At 58.5% G+C, this 19,461-nt stretch carries 15 protein-coding genes and 1 tRNA gene; 15 read left to right on the forward strand and 1 reads right to left on the reverse strand.

Annotated elements, in window-relative coordinates:
• Positions 1-3: 3 nt before the first annotated feature.
• The 15 genes from PUV47_RS01975 (at position 4) to PUV47_RS02045 (ending at position 19,205) form a co-directional block, all read left to right on the forward strand.
• On the forward strand, positions 4-1,566 hold the full coding sequence (locus PUV47_RS01975) for a portal protein (protein WP_274216767.1): 1,563 nt from the start codon (positions 4-6) through the stop codon (positions 1,564-1,566).
• A complete protein-coding gene (locus PUV47_RS01980; RefSeq protein ID WP_274216768.1) occupies positions 1,563-2,054 on the forward strand; it encodes a hypothetical protein in 492 nt (163 codons plus the stop codon). Before PUV47_RS01975 ends, PUV47_RS01980 begins: the two co-directional genes overlap by 4 nt.
• Positions 1,951-2,766, forward strand: coding sequence for a hypothetical protein (locus tag PUV47_RS01985; protein ID WP_274216769.1), 816 nt, complete (start codon positions 1,951-1,953; stop codon positions 2,764-2,766). Before PUV47_RS01980 ends, PUV47_RS01985 begins: the two co-directional genes overlap by 104 nt.
• 160 nt (positions 2,767-2,926) lie before the next feature.
• Positions 2,927-3,835 carry a phage capsid protein gene (locus tag PUV47_RS01990; protein ID WP_274216770.1) on the forward strand — a complete coding sequence of 303 codons (909 nt, stop codon included), beginning with the start codon at positions 2,927-2,929 and terminating at the stop codon, positions 3,833-3,835.
• A 58-nt stretch (positions 3,836-3,893) separates the two neighbouring features.
• On the forward strand, positions 3,894-4,166 hold the full coding sequence (locus PUV47_RS01995; RefSeq protein WP_274216771.1) for a hypothetical protein: 273 nt from the start codon (positions 3,894-3,896) through the stop codon (positions 4,164-4,166).
• A gap of 97 nt (positions 4,167-4,263) precedes the next feature.
• The gene (locus PUV47_RS02000; RefSeq protein ID WP_274216772.1) at positions 4,264-4,890 is read left to right on the forward strand and encodes a hypothetical protein; all 627 of its coding nucleotides are present in this window, start codon (positions 4,264-4,266) and stop codon (positions 4,888-4,890) included.
• Position 4,891: 1 nt separating this feature from the next.
• On the forward strand, positions 4,892-6,925 hold the full coding sequence (locus PUV47_RS02005) for a hypothetical protein (protein ID WP_274216773.1): 2,034 nt from the start codon (positions 4,892-4,894) through the stop codon (positions 6,923-6,925).
• A gap of 12 nt (positions 6,926-6,937) precedes the next feature.
• Entirely contained in the window at positions 6,938-7,492 is a 555-nt protein-coding gene (locus PUV47_RS02010; protein WP_274216774.1) for a hypothetical protein, read from the forward strand.
• 6 nt (positions 7,493-7,498) lie between these two features.
• The gene (locus PUV47_RS02015; protein WP_274216775.1) at positions 7,499-10,219 is read left to right on the forward strand and encodes a hypothetical protein; all 2,721 of its coding nucleotides are present in this window, start codon (positions 7,499-7,501) and stop codon (positions 10,217-10,219) included.
• On the forward strand, positions 10,206-15,419 hold the full coding sequence (locus tag PUV47_RS02020) for an LPD38 domain-containing protein (RefSeq protein ID WP_274216776.1): 5,214 nt from the start codon (positions 10,206-10,208) through the stop codon (positions 15,417-15,419). The genes PUV47_RS02015 and PUV47_RS02020 overlap by 14 nt, the downstream gene beginning before the upstream one ends.
• Before the next feature lie 62 nt (positions 15,420-15,481).
• Complete coding sequence (locus PUV47_RS02025) at positions 15,482-17,089, forward strand: hypothetical protein (protein WP_274216777.1); 1,608 nt, start codon at positions 15,482-15,484, stop codon at positions 17,087-17,089.
• A gap of 2 nt (positions 17,090-17,091) precedes the next feature.
• Positions 17,092-17,532, forward strand: coding sequence for a hypothetical protein (locus tag PUV47_RS02030; RefSeq protein WP_274216778.1), 441 nt, complete (start codon positions 17,092-17,094; stop codon positions 17,530-17,532).
• Positions 17,533-17,584: 52 nt separating this feature from the next.
• Positions 17,585-18,394, forward strand: a complete 810-nt coding sequence (locus PUV47_RS02035) for a glycoside hydrolase family 108 protein (RefSeq protein ID WP_274216779.1) — start codon at positions 17,585-17,587, stop codon at positions 18,392-18,394.
• Between the two features lie 3 nt (positions 18,395-18,397).
• The gene (locus PUV47_RS02040; protein ID WP_274216780.1) at positions 18,398-18,916 is read left to right on the forward strand and encodes a hypothetical protein; all 519 of its coding nucleotides are present in this window, start codon (positions 18,398-18,400) and stop codon (positions 18,914-18,916) included.
• Positions 18,917-18,929: 13 nt separating this feature from the next.
• The gene (locus tag PUV47_RS02045; RefSeq protein WP_274216781.1) at positions 18,930-19,205 is read left to right on the forward strand and encodes a hypothetical protein; all 276 of its coding nucleotides are present in this window, start codon (positions 18,930-18,932) and stop codon (positions 19,203-19,205) included.
• Positions 19,206-19,322: 117 nt separating this feature from the next.
• On the opposite strand, the gene PUV47_RS02050 is transcribed toward PUV47_RS02045, so the two are convergent.
• Positions 19,323-19,398 (reverse strand) — tRNA-Lys (locus PUV47_RS02050).
• Positions 19,399-19,461: the final 63 nt, after the last annotated feature.

The following is a 19,461-nucleotide window of genomic DNA, read 5'->3' on the forward strand; positions in this document are numbered from 1 at the left end:
TTGATGACTATTCTCAAAAGCCTGGCTGCGCGCCGGAAGATAGCCCAACAGGAATATGAGCAGCACAAGCCCTTGCGGGATGAGGCGTTTGATTATGCCATTCCCTATCGGCGTAGTGCGGCAACGGGTGAGAGCGGCAAGGGCGAGGCACGTGTTGACAAGGCCTTTGACCAGACCGCGATCGTTTCTGCGTTCCGTTTTTCCGGCAAGCTCTGGCAGGACCTGATCGGCTCGGAAATGTTTCAGTTGGCGCCAGGAGATGTGCTGCCTCAGAAAATGAAGGATGAACTGGCACCGGCGCTGGAAAGGATCTCCAAGGTTTGTCTCGGCCTGGCTTCGAACGGCGAGTTCGATAATGCCTTCATCGAAATGGCCTTGGACCTTTCCGCCGGCACTGGGGCCATGTTGATCCTGGAAGGCGACCGGGACTTTCGGCCGGCGCGTTTCATTGCGGTGCCTATTGACGAAATCTTGCTGGAGCCGGGGCCGTATGGCGATGTGGCTGGCGTGTTCTGGTGTCGCAAGTGGAGCCTCCGGCAGATTGAGGAAATGTTCCCGGATGGCAACTTTGGCGCGGAGTTCAAGCGGCGCAAGAAGGATGATCCGGAGCAATTGATCAAGTTCCATCAGGACTGTGTTTGGGATCCGAAAAAGAAGCGCTGGATGTTCTATGCGCATGCGGAGTGCGACAAGGAAAAGGTGATTGCCGAGAAGGAATATCGGACATCGCCTTGGATCACACCACGTTATTTCCGCGTCCCAGGCGAAGTTTATGGCCGGGGCCCGGTGAACCTTGCCATGCCTTCCATCAAAACGCTGAATACCGCGCAACGTCTGACGCTTCAGGGCGCTGCGATTGCCTTGCTCGGGATCTACACCGCCGTTGATGACGGGGTGTTCAATCCGGATATGGCCGATATGGAGCCGGGCTCATTCTGGAAAGTGGCGCGTAACGGGGGCGTGTTGGGACCTTCTGTGCAACGGTTCCCTGATCCGCGCCTCGATCTCAATAACATCGTGCTGCAGGACCTGCGCATGGGGGTGCAAACCACCATGATGGATCAGGCCTTACCGCCGGATGGTGCGGCGGTGCGCAGCGCCACAGAGATCTTGGAGCGCGTTAAGCGTCTTGCCTCTGATCATACCGGGGCGTTTGGCCGGCTTGTGCTGGAGATCATTGTGCCGGTTGCCCGCCGACTGATTGAGATCGCCTACAACATGCAGCTTATTTCCGATGCTCCGGAGATTGATCAGGTGCTGGTTAAGGTCAAGGTTACCAGTCCTCTGGCGACGGCGCGGGCGGCGGAGAAGATGCAAAAGCTCGTTCAATGGATCGAGATGTGCATGGCGATCCTGCAGCAGGATGCCCGAAAGGCGGTGCACCTCCTGGATGCCTTGATCCATGTGGGCCGCGAAATGGGCGTGCCAGAAGAGATGATCGTGACCGCTGAACAGCGGGAGCAAATGGAACAGCAAGAAACGGCGATGATGGCCGCGCAGGCGGCTGCCACATTGGGCGCGGAAAATCCTGAGGCTATGGCCGCATTGACGGGGGCAGGTGCATGAGCAACGGGCAAAGTATTCAGGCGCTGATGGCCAACCTGCAGCGTGATGACTGGGGCGGCATTGAAAAGCTGATGGGGCGCTTTGCGGCGGACCCGCAAGCCAAGGAACGCAGTGCCCAGGAGGAGCGGGCGGCCCACGAACGGCGGGCCCGCTATCTGGCCGCGCTTGCTGCGGTGTTCTCGACTGAGGACGGCCGGCTGGTTCTTGAAGAGCTTTTGAACGGCACACTGCGCCGCACGACTTTCCAGACACAGTTTGGGGTGGACCCGTTGCAGGCCTATGCGCACGGCGCATTTCGCGAAGGGCAGAACGCGGTGGTTGCCACGATTTTGAAGGATCTGGCCGAAGTGGGCCGGGACCATACGCCAGAAAAGGAACTGAGTGATGAGCGATGGGGCGAACAACTTGCAGCCGGAACAGACCGGATCAGACACAGAAAACCAAGCGGGTGGCGCAACTGGCGCAACTGGCGCTTCTGGCGCAGGTGAGCCGGGCGGTGCTGAACAGGGTGGCGGTCTTCCGGATCTGCCCCAGCATTTTCTTGGAGAGACGGATCAGGATACGATTTCCAATCTCTACAAGGCCTATCAGGGGCTGCGGGAAACCGGTGCGCCCAAGCCGCCGGAAAAAGCCGAGGCTTATGAGTTCTCCCCGGCCGAGCCGCTGCAAGGGTTCTTTGGCGATCTTGATCAGGACCCGTTGTTTCTCCAGGCACGGGAAGCGGCGCACAAACACGGTCTGTCCAATGATCAGTTCCAGGGGTTCGTGAACGATACCTTTGCCAAGCTGATCGATGAGGGGCAGATCGATCCGCCTTACAATCCAGCGGCCGAGCTGGACAGTCTTGGCCAGATGCTGGGTACGACCTCACCCAAGGACCTGGAGAAGGTGGTGCTGGAAAACGAGGTGTTTGCGCAAAACCTTGCCGGGCAACTGGGGCTGCAAGGTCCGGCGGCTTCGTTCCTGTCTGATCTTACCGATCTTGCCGGGGGCAATGCTTTCCTTCACAGCCTGAAAAGCTTGATGAGTGAGCGCGGCCTGACCGTGGCAGAAGGTGGCAAGACGGCATCACCCGGGGCGCTGTCTATCGAGGACCTTAAAAAGCTGGACAGGGATGACCGGATCAACCCGCGTTCGAAAGACTACGATCCGCAACTGCGCAAACAGTATGACGAGGCGTATCGACGGCTTTACGGTTGACGGGGTGCGGCTGGCCTTAGCTTGGAGGTCAGCCAGAGATTTGAACCTGTGGCTGGCGCGGCTCCCGGTTTTGACCGGCCTGTGCCAGGCGCGGCCCTTCGGTGACTGGCGATTTTGAAGATTCGACCGGACTAACGGTCTGACTTGAGGAACGCTGATCATGTCGATGCAAGCCGACAAGCATTTTGTAGAGCAGTATAACTCCCGCGCCTATCACCTTTACCAGTCCGAGGGCTTCCTGCTGAAAAGCACGGTCATGCCGGCGGAAAAGATTGAAGGGACCAAGGCCTATTTCCCGATTTTCGGCAAGATGGCTGCCAACAAGAAGGTGCGCGGCCAGAAGGCGACGCCAGCCAACGCGGAGCGCAGCCGGGCCGAAGCTGTTCTGGAGACCTGGGAAGTCTTCGACTACGTCTACAAATACGATCTGTCGCGAACCAACGTGAACGAACGTGAGAACCTTGCTCTTGCCGGGGCCAAGGCATTGGGACGTGGCACGGATCATGAGATCATGCAGGCGCTCTACGCCAAGGCCTCGACGGCTGCGCCTGTAGGAAGCGGATTGACGCCAAATTTGGCGGCCAACGAGATGCCTGGCATGGTTGGCGGAACTACCGCTGACTTTACCCTTGAAGCCATGCTGAAGATGTCCGGGGCCTTGTCTGAGGCCGAAGTGCCGGATGATGGTAACATCTATTGCCCGCTTCCGAGCCGCTTCTGGAATATCGCCATGACCTACAAACAGTTCAACTCTGCTGAGTGGGTTGGTGATGATCTTTCCTTCACCAAGGTGACCAAGGCCAAGAAGTGGAATGGTGTCAACTGGTTCAAGGCTCCTTCTGAATACTTCCAGCAGCCTGCCGGAGATAGCAGCGTGGACCTCGTCATGTGGCACATGAATGCCGCTGGCTGGGCGAACAACGAAGAGCTGTTTTCGCATTGGGATTGGGAGAATGACTTGGGTGCCTGGTCAATGCGCATGGAAAGCGAAGGCGCGGCGGCCGTGATCCTGCCTCAGGGTCTTGTACGCGGGCGCTTCAAGACCAACAGCGCACTGACTGTTTCCTAATACCAGACGCGGCGCGCCCTGTGCCGCGTAGTCCTTTTTCGATCAGGAGAGAACCGTCATGGCTCAGCTCAAGGGCTTGAACAAGATTACCCACGTGGGTGTTGCCGGCGTAGGGCCGGGCAGTGTCCGCAATCTGTGGGGCTACGTGACCGCAGACAATCTGGCGACTGTAGGTGCTGCGGGCTACTTCAACGATTTTGCCGAATGGATGACCAAAGGCGATCAGCTGATGGTGACCTGCGATGTGGACGCCACGCCAGTGCTGCGTCACTACGTGGTGACCGCCGTCTCGGCAAGCTCGGTCACCATTGCACCGCAGAACGTTACCTGATTGCCGCCAGTTCGGGTGCCAAGGCCCGCGCTGCGGCTACGGACGGCTCGGGGATCTGGCGCCCCGGGCCGTTTTTGTTTCTGAGAGAGAAAATCAAATGAGTGTTCTGACCGACCTTGTGGTGGTGAACCGTGCCTGTGCCCGTGTTGGGCTTGAGCCGTTTCAGAGCCTTAACGAGGACCTCCCCGGCGGGGAAAGTGCTCAGTATGTTTATGATGGCGTTGTGGAGTTTCTGCTGGGCCTTCACCCGTGGAGCTTTGCTAGGGAAACGCGCCAGCTTTCGCGCTTGCATGGTGTCACGCCCTACACCGGGTACAACCATGTCTTCCAATTGCCTCCGGACAGGCTGGGGCCGCCAGAGCGGGTAACCCAATCGGCTCGGCTGGTTGATGATGTGTTCACGGACTATGCCCTCCAGGGCGATTACCTGCATGCAGATCCGTCAGAACTCTACGCTCTTGTCTCGGTGCGTCCGGAGCCGCAGCGCTGGCCTACAGCATTTTTGGAGGCGGCAACACTGGCAGTGGCTGCCGAACTGATCATGGCTATTGCAGCCAACAGCGGCAAACGCAACGACTTGCGCCGGGATGTCTATGGCAGTCCGTCAGAGCAAATGCGCGGTGGTGTCATCGGGGTGGCGATCCGTGCGGACAGTATTGCCACACCGCCAAAGAAACTGCGGTATGCCGGCAACCCGTTGACCGCTCATTACCGGGGAGGCTGACATGGTGGCAAACCCTGGACGCCTTCAGGCAACTTATACCAGCGGCGAACTGGACGTTTTGCTGCATGATCGTACCGAGCTGAAGTATTTTGGCTCTGGTGCCCGGTTGATGGAAAACGTGGAAGTGGCCCCGCAAGGCGGGTTTTCGGTCCGCCACGGAACACGACGCATTGCAGCTCTCCCCGGTGATGCTGCCAGAGAGATCTCGTTTGTTGCCAGCGATGGAACAGCCTATGACCTGTTGCTCTCTGCCGGGCTATTGCGGGTTTATCTGAACGGCGCACAAGTTGACAGCCTGACTTTGCCTTACACGGAAGCGCAGGTGCGTGAGCTCAATTATGCGCAGCAACTGGATACGTTGTTGCTGTTTCACATGGACGTTAAGCCGCGCAGGGTCATACACAAGGGCACTTCGACCTGGGAAATCGGCGAGCTGCCGTTTCGCAATCTGCCGACCTTTGATTATGGCGACACCTACACCAATGGCACGCCGGCGGAATGGGAACTGGAGTTTGTTGGGCTGGGCAGCTCTACGGTGTTTCAGCTGACGGTATCCGGTGAAGAAACCCGGTCGATGACGTATTCCAGCATCGACAATGCCCGAACGGAAATTGAGGCGGCCGTGCAGGACCTGCCCAGTGTGCGCGATGGCATTACGGTGACCAAGACCAGCGGCAATCGCATCAGCATCAAGTTTTCCGGCGATGGCAATGAAGGGGATGGCTGGGCGGTGTCTGGCCGATCCATCAACAAGGCGGATGCTGCCATTGTGGCCTACAAGAAAACCGTGGGTGTTGCGCCGGGTGAACCGGTTATTTCGGAGGCGCGGGGTTGGCCGCGCTGCGGGACGTTCTACCAGCAGCGGCTGTTGGTGGGCGGTTTCAAGAGTTTGCCCAATGCCTGGATGGCAAGTGTTTCCGGCGACTACTGGAATTTTGATGATCGTTTGGATGAAGCCAACGGCGCGTTCCTGGTGATCACGGATACGCCGGGAGGTGAAGCGGTGGAGCGCATTGTAGCGGGCCGCAACATGCTGCTTTTTACAACACAAGGGGAATACTGGCTGTCTGATCGGGCCTTGTCGAAAACCAGTGCGCCGGTGCTGGTGAAGTCTTCGACCCACGGGGCTGCGCCGGGTGTGCCTATTGTTGAGAACGAAGGGGCGGCGATCTTCTCTCACAAGAATGCAGGCGTGATTTCCGAGTTTCGATACACGGATGTTGACGGCAACTTTGTCGCCATGCCGATCAGCCTGCTTGCGGCGCATTTGTTTAACGGCATTCAGGATATGGCGCTGCGCCGGTCCCGGTTTTCCAACGATGCGAACCTTTTGGCGGTCTGTGAAACGAGCGGCAATCTGCGCTTTGGGCACTTGCTGCGGGAACAGGATGTGACTGCGTTCACACGGGTGAGCGGCATGCTGACGAAAGCAGTGGCGGTCAACGGGCGCAATGAGTTGATGGCGGTAACCGAGCGCACGGTGGCCGGGCAGCCGGCGCGGGCGCTGGAGCGCTTCGAGCGTGGGTTGCTGCTTGATGATGCTGTGGACCTGACCCTGTCGCCAGCCAGTGAGGATGTAACCGGCTTGTCCCAATACGAAGGCGAGGAGGTTTGGTGTCTGGCTGATGGCAATGTCTTCGGCCCGTTTGTCGTTGATGCGGGAAAGATCCGCCTGCCGGTGGCGTCTTCCAACCTCACGATTGGGCGTTGGAGCCCGCCACGGGTCCAAACCCTGCCGCTGCCACGAGACGTAGGGGGCGGCATGGTGGTGCGGCGCAAGGGGCGTATCCACTCACTCTGGGTTTCGGTGGTTGATACCACCAGTCTGGCGGTGCGGGTGGCGGATCGTGTTTGGGATATTCCGCTGCGCCGGTTTGGTTCACCGGTTGACGTACCTGAACTGGCCTTAGGCTTTACTGGCGTAATCCCGTTGCGCGGGCTGCCTGGCTACACGGATGAGCCTACGGTTGAAATCACCCAGGTGCGGCCCGGCCGCCTCACGGTGCGGTCGATTACGCTGGAAGCGGATCTTTAAAAGGGGGCGCAGATGGAACTGGCGTTATCGGCCATTGGGTCGTTTTTCGGTGGTGGTGCGGGGGCCGGTGCTGCAGCTGGTGCCGGCGCTGCCGCAAGTGCCGGGGCTGGCCTGTTTGGAACGGGTATCACGGCAACGCAGGTACTTTCAGGCGTGGCGGGCGTGGCTTCGGTTCTTGGGTCGATGGCAGCCACAAATGCCAAGGCGGACCAACTGGAGATGCAGGCGCAGGACGCGGACCGGGCCGCGGTTGATGAGGCAACCAAAGGGTATCAACGCACGACCAATCTAAAGCGGGAACTGGCCAAGGCTCTTGGTGACAACGACGTGCGATTTGCGGCGGCGGGCATCGATCTTTCCAGCGGTATCGCTGCCGACAATCGGCAGAAACTGGAAGAACGCGCTTCACAGGAAATCAGCATTGACCGCGCGGATACGGACGCCCGCGTGGCGATCCAGAAGGCGCGGGCAGCCGGCTATCGACGTGTTGCCGGTTCGACCCGGCGCAGCGGCCTGCTGTCGGCGGTTGGCTCGGGTGTTTCAACAGGCATCAGTTTGGCGGGGTAATCAGGAATGGTGAACTATCGGGCGCAGTCTCCCGGCAAGTTGCGGGAGTTTCGTGGGCAGGGACAGGTGAGCGCCAAGCCGGGGGCGGCGGTGAGTACCAATGCGGCAGCGGACGGGTGGAGCCGTTTTGCTTCGGCAACGGCGGGCCTTTCAAACCAGTTGGGGCAGATTGCAAAAAAGCAGGCCGTTCACCAAGCCAGTGAAGCCGGGCTTGAGGCTGGGCTTTCTGCGCGCACTGCCGTTGCCTATCAGGGGCCGGAAGCGGTGGTCAACGCTTCGCTCGTTGACAAAGTTGTTGGCGTTGAGAGCGGTGGCAACACGACTGCCAAGAACCCCAGATCATCAGCCACGGGGCTGGGTCAGTTTATTGCCAGCACCTGGCTGCAAGAGATTCGGCGCCAACGGCCGGACCTAGCAAAAGGCAAGGGGGATGACGAACTGTTGGCGCTGCGCACGGATGGCGCACTGTCCCGCGAATTGGCGGGCGGATATCTGTCATCGATCACGGAGCAGTTGAAGGCGGCGGGCCATAGCCCAACAGATGGTGATGTGTACCTGGGGTATTTTCTTGGACCGGGCGGGGCCAAGGCTGTTTTGGGGGCAAGCCCGGATGAGCCCGTTGTTGACGCGCTTTCCCGTGCTGTTGGCGTGAAACAGGCGCAGCGCATGCTGAATGCAAACCCGAGTATTTTGCCTGGCAAGACGGCCGGAGAGGTGCGCGGTTGGGCGGCAAAAAAGATGGGACTGAAGGTGGCCCAGGCGGACACCAGTCTTGCCCTGCGGCGCGATGGGACGGCGGCCGGCGATGCCTATGACCGGGCCGCACTTTCGCAGTTTTCGTGGCGATTGACTTCGGACATCGATGGCGCGCTGTCTCAGGCCTATGAGGCGCACAAGGATGATCCGGCGGCACTGCGTGAGGCTTTCGAGGAAATCGAGAGTGGCACGCTGGCGGCCTTTGATGATCCGGAGTTACAGGCGCTTGCACAAAAGACCTTTGCCAAGCGGCGGGGTGTATACGAGCGCGGTGCGGACAAGGCGGCGGCCAAGGCGCTGCTGGATGAGCAGCGGGCAGATGCCAATGCGGCGCTTGATACGGGCCTGACCGCGCTCCAGCGAGAGGCCTATCTGGCGGCAAGTGACCCTGAAGGGCAGGCTGCGCTGGAAACGCGGCTGGCAAGTCTTGCCGGCATTTTGGAGCAGGCCGAAGCAACCGGGGCCGTGAGTGCAGTGGAGGCGCAGCGCACGCGGGCGAAGATGACCGAGGTTTCAGCACGGGCGCAGGTGCGCGGTGTTGCCGATACGCTGGAAAGTGCCGAGGAGCGGCTGGCTTATGCGGACGGTCTGATGGATGCCTGGGCCAGCGGCGAGGGTCCGGTGGCGGACCTTGATATGGACGGGGTGCGCACCCTGTCCGGAGAGATCGCCAGAGCGGCGCGGGCGGAGATCAGCGCCAAGAAGAGCGAGACCAATCTTGCGGCCGTGCGCATGAAGCGGCTGGTGGATAGTGATGTAGCCTCAATCCGGGAGACCGGAGCGTCGGTTTCTTATGGTGGTGACGCGCTGAACGTTGACCATGTTTCGGCGTTGCTAAGCGAAAAGGATACGCTGAAGTGGCTTGCTGAGCGTAAACAGGCTGCCGCGTTTCATGATGCCACCCAAAGCATGGCGCAGCTTCCTGAAGACGAAGTTCTGGCGCGGGTGGATGCATTGGAGCCGCAGGCGGGTTCTCCCGACTATGAAAGCCAGGCGGCGCTTTATGATGATGTGGCAGATGCGGCCGGCGATATCCTCAAGCTGCGCAAAAACGATCCGGCGCTAGCGGCCTCTGAAGCCTTTCCCGAACTTGAACAACTGGACAAGGAAACGGATCGCTCTGATCCGGAGGCGATGCAAAGGCTGATTGAGGCGCGCCTGGATGCACAAGGGGCAATTGGCCTCGCCCGTATCAGCCAGCAGCCCCTGACGAAGCGCGAGATACGGCAAGAGCGATTGTTGTTCTTGAACACCATGTTGCCGTTTCTGGACGCCAAGAGTGGGCTTAATGATGACCGGCAATCGGTGCTGCAGGAATACGCCGAGATGATGACGGACCGCTTTGGGGCCCATGCTGCGCGCGTTACTGAACAGCTCTCGGCTTCCTACAACTTCTCAGAGAGCGGGACCAGGCTTATTGGCGGTGTGGCGAGCATGCTGGCGCGTGGAAGAGTGCCCGGCATGACGGAAGTCGAAAGTGTTGCTGATGCCGTCGAGGCGGCCCGTGCTGAGGCCGCATATGGCAATGCCCCGACGGTCGATGAGGATGCGGGCCCCGTCAAGTTTGATAGCCGATTACAGCGCGGGGTGATTGGCCTTGGTGTGGCCGGTGTGACGGGTGAGCGCTCGGCACCGCAACAGTCGACCGAAAAGGAAAGCCGGTCACTCATGGACAGCCGGTTCATGCGCACGGGTGGCGGTGTGGATGTACCGGCCGAGCAGAAGGCGACCGATCCGGTTGCCATGACAACCGGCCATGTGGAGTGGCTTTTGGCCAACCCACAAGCCTCTCAGGCATTTGACGGTATTTTTGGAGAAGGGGCTGCTGCCGACGTGTTGGGCCGCTTTGACGTTTCACAGAGCATGGGTGCGCCAGTTGAGCAGGGCGGCCTGACCGTAAGGGGCCGCAACGGGGCGACCTTCATTCCAGCTGATGAACTTGCAAAGGAGTATGGCCGTGGCCGCCGATGACATTCAAAGCCAGATTGATGAACTTTTGGAAGCGGGCAAGACCGGTTCGCCGGTTGCCTTTGGTCACGCCCTGCGTGCCGGCCCCCGGCGTTCGCTGGCGGATCGCTTTGCGATCAACTTTGAGGCCGGCCAACGCTACAACACGCTGGCCGGTGCTGCGGTGGATACACAGTTTCCGGAGGAGCGGGCCCAGTTTGATGACGAGTATGCCGGGTTTGAGGCATGGGACGGGTTTATTGAAGGCCTGACGGCGCTGTCCGGACAGTTGGCGGGATCGGCGCTTGCGGTCGAAAACTTTATTCCTGTGGGGCTTGGAGCCAAGATGTTGCGCGGCGGCCAGGTTGGTTACAACACGTTGCGCGCCCGCATTTTTGCCGGAGCCGTGGATGCTGGCATAACCAACCTGGCTGTTGACAGTGCGATCCAGGGAATGGAAGTGGGTTCAGGTTATCGGGAAGGATTTTCCGCCACTGATCTTGCCGCTTCAACTGCACTGGGCTCTGTGGCAGGTGGTGCCTTTGGAGCTGTGAGCCGCAGCCCTGCGGGCACTCCAGCCAAGGTTGAGGCGGTAGCCGGGCAACTGGAAAAAGGCGCAGAGGCGCTGCCCGCGCAGCGTACGCCACTGGATGCCAGCGTGCGGCAATCCGTGCCAGAGGAGGGCACAACCGCATCGCCCCGCCAGCCGCTTGATGTGACCCTGCGGCCACGGCCCGCACCTGATCGGGGTGTTTCCATTGCCGCATCCGCCAAGGCTGAGGCGTTGCCTGCCGAGGAACGCATTGCACGCGGGTTCAGGTTTTTTGATGAAGAGGCACCTGTGCCAGACGCCCCCCGCTCAGAGGACGGTACTCCAAAGGCGCTGGGGGATCAGTTGTTTGAGGAGGTTGGTCTTGCACAGCCCGAAGTGAAGGCCATGGCGGAGCCACCTGCGGCCAAGCCAGAGGATGTGCTGACTGATGGGCCGTTTGGTCCTGTGATTGATGCCAAGGCCTATGCGGGCAATTGGCAGGGGCTTGTTGCCCGCCTTTCGGAGATGGAAAGCGGTGAGGCGCGCGGGGCGCTGCAGCATCCGGAGGTTGGGCCGATTGATTTGATGTGGGGCTATTATGATGCGGAGGTGGACAAGGGGTTTGGCCTCAAAAAGTTGAAGGACAAACATCCTGAGGTTGTCGATGACTTGCCTGAGATCGTCGCTGGTAGTGAGGTTTACTACAATGATGGCGGGCGGGTTAAGCTCAAGAACGACAAGTATCGGTCCATTGTCAATCTTCAGTATGATGGACGGGACAAGGTGTGGCTCATCACGTCCTACGACAACACGCTGCCACGAAAGAAAGGGAAGCAGCGGCGTGCTGATGGAGATTCGACGTCCCACCGCAGTTACCAGGCAGATACGAACTCTTCTTCTGCCTCGCCGCCGGAGAGTAGATTATCACAAGATCCAGTCGCGGACCAAGGCGGATCCTTACGTGGTGATCGAGGGAGCGATACAACCAAGGCCCGGTTGACCGGTGCCTTGGGCCAGCCAAGTAGGCCGGACCAGGGGCGGACCACCGCGCAGGCCGTCAACAAGCCGCAGGCACTTGCCCGGGTTTCTGATCTGGCGCAGCGGTTGAGCGATGTGACGAAGTTGACCGCGACGCGGCAAGGGCGCTTTGGCCCTCGTGCGCCGGGGAGCGGCAAGCCGCTTGGAACCTACAACCTGCGCAGTGGTGTGGTGCGCATCCGCCACCAGGATGACTTTGACACCTTTGCCCATGAGGTGGGGCACCACATTGAGGAGCGTTTCAAGGAAGATGTCCTGGATCTGTTTCAGCGCCACCCGCTGGAGCTGGAACGGTTGGCCTATCCGGGTGTTCCTGACGAGCTGAAACTGACGGAAGGCTTTGCCGAGTTCTTCCGTCTCTACATGACAAACCGAGCGTTCCTAAAAGAAAAAGTTACCAGTCTTTTCAACCGCTTCGAGAGCCTTCTTGCAAAAAAAGATAAGGCACTTAAGGCCGAGATCGATGATATCTATCTTGCTTACCAGGACTGGATTTTTGCCCCCAGCTCTCAAGTAGTTGATGCAACCATTGTCAGTAGCAAGAAGCCCGGACCGTTCAAAAAGTTCAGCGAGAGTATCAAACGATATGGACTAGGGGGCACAATTGCCGAGCGGCTTTACACTGCCTATGGTTCCGTTCTGGATGACTTTAACCCCATCAAACGTGCGGTGCGGGAGTTGTTGCGGATGCACCACGCCAATACGGGAGAAGTGTTTGACCTGAAGGTGGCCGACGATGCGGGCAAGCTTGTCGATCTAACGAGGGGCGCTCAGCAGCGCGGGCATATGGATTTGATGTATGGGGTGCATGGCTATCGAACACTCGCCCCTGAAAGTCGCGGTATGCATGATGCGCTTGCGGTGGCGCATGGGCCGGGTAAAAACCGCTTTTCCAAGTACGATGAGGACGTGGTGACGAACCTGGGCGCTTATCTTTGGTCGCGGCGCGTCGTGTTTGAATGGGAGCGATATGAGGCTGGCGAGATACCTAACCCCCCGGACAAGCTGAGCAAGGGGGATCATCTTACGAACATCGCTGAAACGGAAGCCGCCAGCCCGCAGTTCATCGAGGCGGCCGAGATTGTCTATGAGTTCGTGCGGGCCTTATGGAAAAAGAAGCTGGATTCGGGCCTGATCAACAAGGAGACATATGAGGCGGGCTTGCGGATCCGGGACTATGTGCCCGGATTGCGCGCTTTTGACTATGATGGCGATCCGGTTGGTAGTGGCGGCCGGGGTGCGAAAGGAGCCGCGCCGGCGACATTGGGCGACAAGCGTTTCAAGGGATCGAGCAGGGACGTGATCAATCCGCTGGAGACCATCATGGCGGATGTCTATGAGACGAATGCGGCCATTGCTCGCAACGATGTGGTGAAGGCACTGGCAAAGCTGGCTCGGGTGGCGGGCCCTGGAGCGGGCCGGGTGGCCGAATTGGTGCCCGCGCATGAAATCCGGGCACTGGTTGTTGATCCACTGGAAGCGCTCAAGAGCGCGGGTGAACGTGCTGGCCTGAGACCTGCCGAGGTGGAGATGATGGCGGACAGCATGGAGGGCGTTCTGGGGGATGCAAAGGCCACCTTGTTCCGACCAGAGCAAACCAATGCCAAGGGCGAACCCATCATCTTTTTCCGGGAGGGCGGCCAGATCAAAGCCTTGCGGCTGGCGGATGGTCAGTTCGGGCAAGAGATGATGGGGGCATTTTCCATGATGAGCCCGCAGCAAAGCCATTTGTTTACCCGGTTGTTGGCCGGACCCGCTCTGGTGCTGCGACAAGGCATTACCACGCACCCCATGTTCATTCTCGTCAACGTTGTGCGAGATCTGATGACCTCGTTCGTTTACTACGATGACCCGCTGAGGATGGCTGGCAACATCGGGCGGGGCTTTTGGGATGAGGTGAGTAACAGCAAGATGGCGCAGGAGTATAATGCGCTTGGCGGTATCATGGGAGGTGCTAACTCGGCATCTGTTCGCGACGGGTTGGTGGAGCGCGACTTGAATGCGTTGCGCGCCAAAGGCTGGCTGGCGCGCCGGGTTTCGAGCTGGAAGGCGTTTCTTGAGCTCACCGAAGTGTCCGAGACTTCAGTTCGAGTGGGACTGACACGCACCTTCAAGAATGAGGCCATGAAGCGGGGGCTGAGCGAAATGGAGGCTGCGCTGGAGGCCGTGTGGCGCGCGCGTGATCACATCAATTTTGACCGGCGCGGGCACCAGATGACCGGGCTTAACCGCGTGGTGCCTTTCCTGAATGCGGCCTTGCAGGGCACGGACAAATTTGCGCGCCACATGGTGGTGCCGTTTGTACGCAAGATGCGGGGTGACATAGTCAGCGCCGAAGACGGGCGGGCGCTAAATACGGCGAGCAAAGCCTGGGCACGGCTGGCGGCCGTGACCGTGGCCGGCATGGGCTTGCATGCCCTGATGAGTAAGCATGAAAAATACAGCGGCTTTCACGAGTATACGCGTGCCACCCACTGGATGTTGAAGTTTGGTGAGGAGTGGTTTGCAATTCCCAAGCCATTTGAAATGGCGGCGGTGATCAACGCGGCCGAAGCGGCGTGGGATGCTTTTGCCAAACAAGACCCAACGGCGGCCGAGCGCTGGATTGAAGGCTTGATGCATGTGGCGGTGCCGCCAAACATCATGGAAAGTAACCCGGTCGTTCGATCCTATTTTGAAGTACGCGCAAACAAGGATTTTTTCACCGATCGGGAAATCGTGCCGGCTCACCTGCGCGGTCTGGAACCTGCCTTACAGTATACGGAGCGGACGGGAAAGTTTGCCAAACAACTGGGCGCTGCTCTTGATATGTCTCCTGCCGTTGTCGAGCAGGTTATACTGAACTTTTCTGGCAGTTGGGGGCGAAGTCTCAGCGCCCTTTACGAGTATACCGATGAGACGCGGCTGGGGAACAGCCTGGATGACATGCCGTTTGTAATGCGGATCGCCAAAGACCCGTCCAAGGGGTCGCGAGATGTTCGTAAGTTCTGGGATCTGATGGCTCCTACAGGGGGACGGTTTGAGCAAGTGGCTCAGAGCTATCGGGCCATAGTGGAGGGCGGTGATGCGGCTGGCGCTGCGGCTTATCTTGCCGAGTTGACAGAAAACGAGCGGGCTTATGTCACGGCGAGTATGCTGCCTGCAAGCGCGCGGCGTCTGCATCCGATGGTGCGTGCGCGCAGTGTCATGCGGGCGGCTTCTGCCTTGCGCAAGGAGCTGCGCGGGCCCTATATCACCTCCGCCTTTGCCCGAACGGATTTTAAGGAGCTTTCCGCCGCCGATCGAGGCGCGGCCAATGACATTCTCCAGGAGCTTGCGATGGCAGAGGCGCGCAATGCGCTGATTGCCCTTGGCGTGCCGGGGTGGGCGCATCAAAAGCCCATGGATACGGCGAGCTATCACCGGGAGCTACAGGGCCTTTCGCCTGTTCTGTTCCAGGCACTGGCAGACAGGTTTGCCACGGCGCGGGTGTGGCCGGCAAAGCAAGTGATCCTTAGTTGGCCGGAGTTGAAAAAACGACTGTTGATGGATGGCACCGACGCGGTGACTGTTGATCTTGAGGTCGTTGCCGAGGCGGGCGGGCCGGAACTCGCCGGGTTTAAAATCGGCCGCTCTGAAAAGCCGGCGGTGCCGGGCCTGCGAGTGCGTCCCTGATCGATTGACGGGCTGGCCGGCATGACAGCATGGCGCTTGAGATTAAACAGGACAGGCACGCCATGTCAGAGCGCATTCCAGAAAACGTGCGGCGGGCGGATTACACGGCCGCCGCCGGTCAAACCGATTTCATCATTTCCTTTCCTTATCAGGATCCTGCGGACGTTGCCGTGGCGCGTTACATCGGCGCTGGCGGTGATGAAGACGGGTTTTTGTTTCTGTCTCAGCCAGATGATTTTGAAGTCGTGGGCCAGCAGATTGTGCTGGTTACACCGGCGGCGGCTAACGATGTGATCCGCGTAGAGGGATCTGCGGCGCTGAAGCGCGTGACCGGAATTGCCCAAAGTGGCAAGTTCGCGTCTAAGCTGCTCGATGGTGAGCTGGACCGCCGGGTGATGGTTGAGCAGGAACTGGGGCGGGACCTTCTGGACTTGCGTGGCCGCGCATTTGTTGCCCGGTTTGATGAAGAGGGCGGCACCTTGCCTGGCAAATCTGCGCGGGCCGGGCGGACGCTGGCTTTTGACCAGGCTGGCGAGCCGAAGCCCGGCCCAACGGCTGATGAGGTGGCACAGGCGCAAAGCCATGCGCAGGCGGCAGCCGGATCCGCCGGGGCTGCGCAGGCCTCTGCAACGCAGGCCAACACTGCAAAGGCGGAAGCGATCAGTGCGCGCGATGCCGCCTGGGCACAGGTGAAAGCGGCAAAGCCGAAGAATTGGGTAATCAATGGAGGGTTTACGGTAAATCAGCGTAATCCTGGAGTTGCAACTTTTTCTTCTGAAGCTTTTTTTGCCGATAGATGGAAGTTTTGGCCGGGCGCAGGGGGGGCTGCTCAAGTAAGTGCGTTCACAGACAATGCCTCACGCGTAGATGACACTTATCCGTCTCCTGTATCATACCTTAAGTGCGATGTGACACAGCCCGGTCGGTACTTAGGGGTGCGACAAGACATTCCAGACTTGATGCAACTCGCAGGTAAGCGGGTTACTGTAATGTTCAAATCAGCCTCAAACTCACGTGATATGCGCCTTGAGCTCAAGTATGATTTTAAAAGCCAGACCCCGCAACGAACGGTTAGGGATGAAGTAGTTTCTTTTCAGGGTCCTTCGAGTTGGGAGGTTATCAGCTTAGTTACCGACCTTCCTGCATTAGAGACTACAGATATCGTAAATGATCTATCTTCGGTATCAGTCAGACTTTGGCAGAATGACGACAATACAAACCCTTATACGTTTCGCTTAGGAGAATTTGGGCTTTACGAAGGTGATTGGAGTGGTCATCTTCAACCTTTCACTTATGAGACGTTTGAAGAAACGTTACAAAAGTGCCTCCCTTACTACACTTCGTCATACTGTTTTCAAGAAGGTGATGCTCCTGGTTCAGTAACCAATAAAGGCGCGATTGGTTTTTTCACCGGTGATAGCACATTGGCGTTAAGTACTTTTGGACGCAGAGTTCTTGTTAATTTTCCTACTCCTTTGGTGCGGACGCCAGATGTTACGATTTATTCCCCCGGCTCAGGTGTAGCGAGTAAAATCGAAGATGTATCATCTTCTTCTGATTTAGATGCCAGTATATTCGGCGTCACTCCTCAACAATTTTACGGTGGGGCTGATGTAGGGGCTAAGGATCGCCTGTACCATTTCCACTACACAGCAGATGCGGAGATCTAACAATGCCTCTCAACTCAATCCAGTTTACAGGGTCGGAGCAGGTGAGCGTTGCGATTTCATATGCTAGCGGTGAGACGGTGTTTTGTGCGTATCCAATTGTTGGTTGGCGTGCTGAACAAGTTGCGGAATGGCTTGCTGCCGGCAACGAGATTCAGCCGTATGTAGCACCAGCCCCAACTGAAGCCGATTATGAGGCTGCCATTCAGGCGGTGATTGATGAAGCTGCGGCAACCAGGCGATACATGCACGGCAACTCGTTGGCTTCCTACACCGCATCAACAAACCCCAGGTGGGCGGCAGAGGCTCAAGCGTTTGTCGCTTGGAGGGACGCTGTATGGGCCTATGCCTACGCTGAACTGGACAAGGTGCTAGCAGGTAAACGAGCCCGGCCAACCGTTGAGCAGTTCTTGACCGAGTTACCGGTCATAGAGTGGCCTTCCTGATCCATTGACGCGGCTTGCGCGCCTCTAAGCTGTGAGGAGCAAGGAGGCGATAATGGCTGGTGGCTTTGAAAAATCATTGAAGGTGGTGCTTGGCTTTGAAGGAGGCTATGTGAACCACCCGCGCGACCCGGGCGGTGCAACAAATCGGGGTGTCATTCAACGCAGTTATGATAGGTTCCGCAAGGCACGGGGCTATCCCTCGCGCCCGGTGCGACAGATCACAGACGCGGAAGTCTATGCCATTTACAAGCACGACTATTGGGACCGTGTTGCTGGTGACTTGCTTCCACCCGGGCTGGATCTCGCAACGTTTGACGGGGCTGTCAACTCAGGCGTGAGCCGGGGTGCCAAGTGGCTTCAAGCGTCAATCGGTGTGGCGGCCGATGGCATTGTGGGGCCGCAAACGGTCTCAAAGGCTCGGGAGGTCCTTGAGCCAACAAAGGTAATCCGCGCCATGTGCGCCAAGCGCCTTTCGTTTCTTCAACGTTTATCCCATTGGTCCACCTTCAAACGAGGCTGGAGCCGCCGTGTTGCCAAGGTCGAAGTGCTGGCCACTGAAATGGCGCTGGATGATCTGGGCTACACGGCTAAATCCAAGGCTGCCCACATGGCCGGTACGTCACAAAAACTGGAGAAGGGCAGAAAGCAGAGCGGCAAAGCCGCTGCCGGGGCGGGCAGTGGGGCCACTGGCGCCGGCCTTGGTGCCGAGCAACTGGATGCAGCCAGCTCAAGCGGCGCGATCTGGCTTATTGCATTGGTACTGGCGGTGGCCGCCGGGGTGTACCTCTACAAGCGCGCGTCTGCTTCTGGTCGGCTGGCCGCCTATCGCCAGCGCTTGGCCGAACTTGCCGAGGAGTTGTGAGCCATGAGCCTTTCCATTCTTCTTCCGATCCTGACTGAAGTTGGCGTTCCATTGCTGCGCAACGTTGTGGGCCGCGCCCTGGGCGCGCCCGCCGGCGAAATCGCTTCAGGTGTTGTGACGCTGATTGCTGATTCACTCGGGGTGGAGCGTACCCCTGAAGCGATTGCCAATAAGTACAACCGTGATCCGCAGGACGTTGCAGAGAGCCTTCGCTATGTGGAGACAAGCCAGAAAGAGTTTCTGGTGACCATGCTCGATACGATCAACCAGACCATGCAGAAGGAGCAAAACGCCCGTGGGTTGCTGACGCGAATTTGGCGGCCGGTATTCGGCCTAATCTTCGGGATGGTGTATGGCCTGCTTGGCTTTTGCCTGGTCTATGCGATTGCGACCAGCGCCGATCCTATTCAGGCGCTTGGGTTGATCGGCGGATATCTGACAACGTATCTGGCCTGTGGCACCTCCGTTCTAGGTGTCTATGTCTGGCAGCGTAGTGCAGAGAAGAAGCAGGGCGTGGCCTGAAGGGAGTTTATTTATGGCGACTGGTTCAGGTAGCGGCTGGCTTCGAATGGATATTTCGCTGGGGAACATCATCACCATTGGCGGCATGCTGGTGGGTATGGCTCTCGGATGGGGGCAGTTACAATCCAAAATCACAGAGCACACTCGTCGAATTGACAAGCTTGAGCAGGCCGAAAGCGATCGTCTCAGCGAGCGCGTAGTGCAGGTTCAATTGTTCGCTGAGATACGGGCGGATATTAAATACTTGAGACAAGCTATTGAACGGTTGGAGCGTGATCCACAACCATGAACGGGGCAAGAACGCGTGAGACTTTCGTGAGACTTTTTTTTGGTCTCACAGGTCTCATGTTCTCGTAGTGTTCTTTTGGGATATTTTGCTAACCAATTGAAATCTCTGTGAGATTTTTGGTGAGCCCGCACGGGTTCGAACCGTGGACCTACTGATTAAAAGTCAGTTGCTCTACCAGCTGAGCTACGGGCTCTCTTGGCTTGGCGTTGCGCCGCTGCCGTGAGGCGTCTTCTAAGGATTTCAGTTTCTTACCGCA

This window comes from Pseudovibrio exalbescens, from assembly GCF_028737195.1.
Classification (GTDB): domain Bacteria; phylum Pseudomonadota; class Alphaproteobacteria; order Rhizobiales; family Stappiaceae; genus Pseudovibrio; species Pseudovibrio zosterae.

What these genes read in the sequence shown, in the direction of transcription:
- PUV47_RS01975 (WP_274216767.1), top strand. Translation starts at nt 4, where the DNA reads ATGACTATTCTCAAAAGCCTGGCTGCGCGCCGGAAGATAGCCCAACAG.
- PUV47_RS01980 (WP_274216768.1), top strand. Translation starts at nt 1,563, where the DNA reads ATGAGCAACGGGCAAAGTATTCAGGCGCTGATGGCCAACCTGCAGCGT.
- PUV47_RS01985 (WP_274216769.1), top strand. Translation starts at nt 1,951, where the DNA reads ATGAGCGATGGGGCGAACAACTTGCAGCCGGAACAGACCGGATCAGAC.
- PUV47_RS01990 (WP_274216770.1), top strand. Translation starts at nt 2,927, where the DNA reads ATGTCGATGCAAGCCGACAAGCATTTTGTAGAGCAGTATAACTCCCGC.
- PUV47_RS01995 (WP_274216771.1), top strand. Translation starts at nt 3,894, where the DNA reads ATGGCTCAGCTCAAGGGCTTGAACAAGATTACCCACGTGGGTGTTGCC.
- PUV47_RS02000 (WP_274216772.1), top strand. Translation starts at nt 4,264, where the DNA reads ATGAGTGTTCTGACCGACCTTGTGGTGGTGAACCGTGCCTGTGCCCGT.
- PUV47_RS02005 (WP_274216773.1), top strand. Translation starts at nt 4,892, where the DNA reads ATGGTGGCAAACCCTGGACGCCTTCAGGCAACTTATACCAGCGGCGAA.
- PUV47_RS02010 (WP_274216774.1), top strand. Translation starts at nt 6,938, where the DNA reads ATGGAACTGGCGTTATCGGCCATTGGGTCGTTTTTCGGTGGTGGTGCG.
- PUV47_RS02015 (WP_274216775.1), top strand. Translation starts at nt 7,499, where the DNA reads ATGGTGAACTATCGGGCGCAGTCTCCCGGCAAGTTGCGGGAGTTTCGT.
- PUV47_RS02025 (WP_274216777.1), top strand. Translation starts at nt 15,482, where the DNA reads ATGTCAGAGCGCATTCCAGAAAACGTGCGGCGGGCGGATTACACGGCC.
- PUV47_RS02030 (WP_274216778.1), top strand. Translation starts at nt 17,092, where the DNA reads ATGCCTCTCAACTCAATCCAGTTTACAGGGTCGGAGCAGGTGAGCGTT.
- PUV47_RS02035 (WP_274216779.1), top strand. Translation starts at nt 17,585, where the DNA reads ATGGCTGGTGGCTTTGAAAAATCATTGAAGGTGGTGCTTGGCTTTGAA.
- PUV47_RS02040 (WP_274216780.1), top strand. Translation starts at nt 18,398, where the DNA reads ATGAGCCTTTCCATTCTTCTTCCGATCCTGACTGAAGTTGGCGTTCCA.
- PUV47_RS02045 (WP_274216781.1), top strand. Translation starts at nt 18,930, where the DNA reads ATGGCGACTGGTTCAGGTAGCGGCTGGCTTCGAATGGATATTTCGCTG.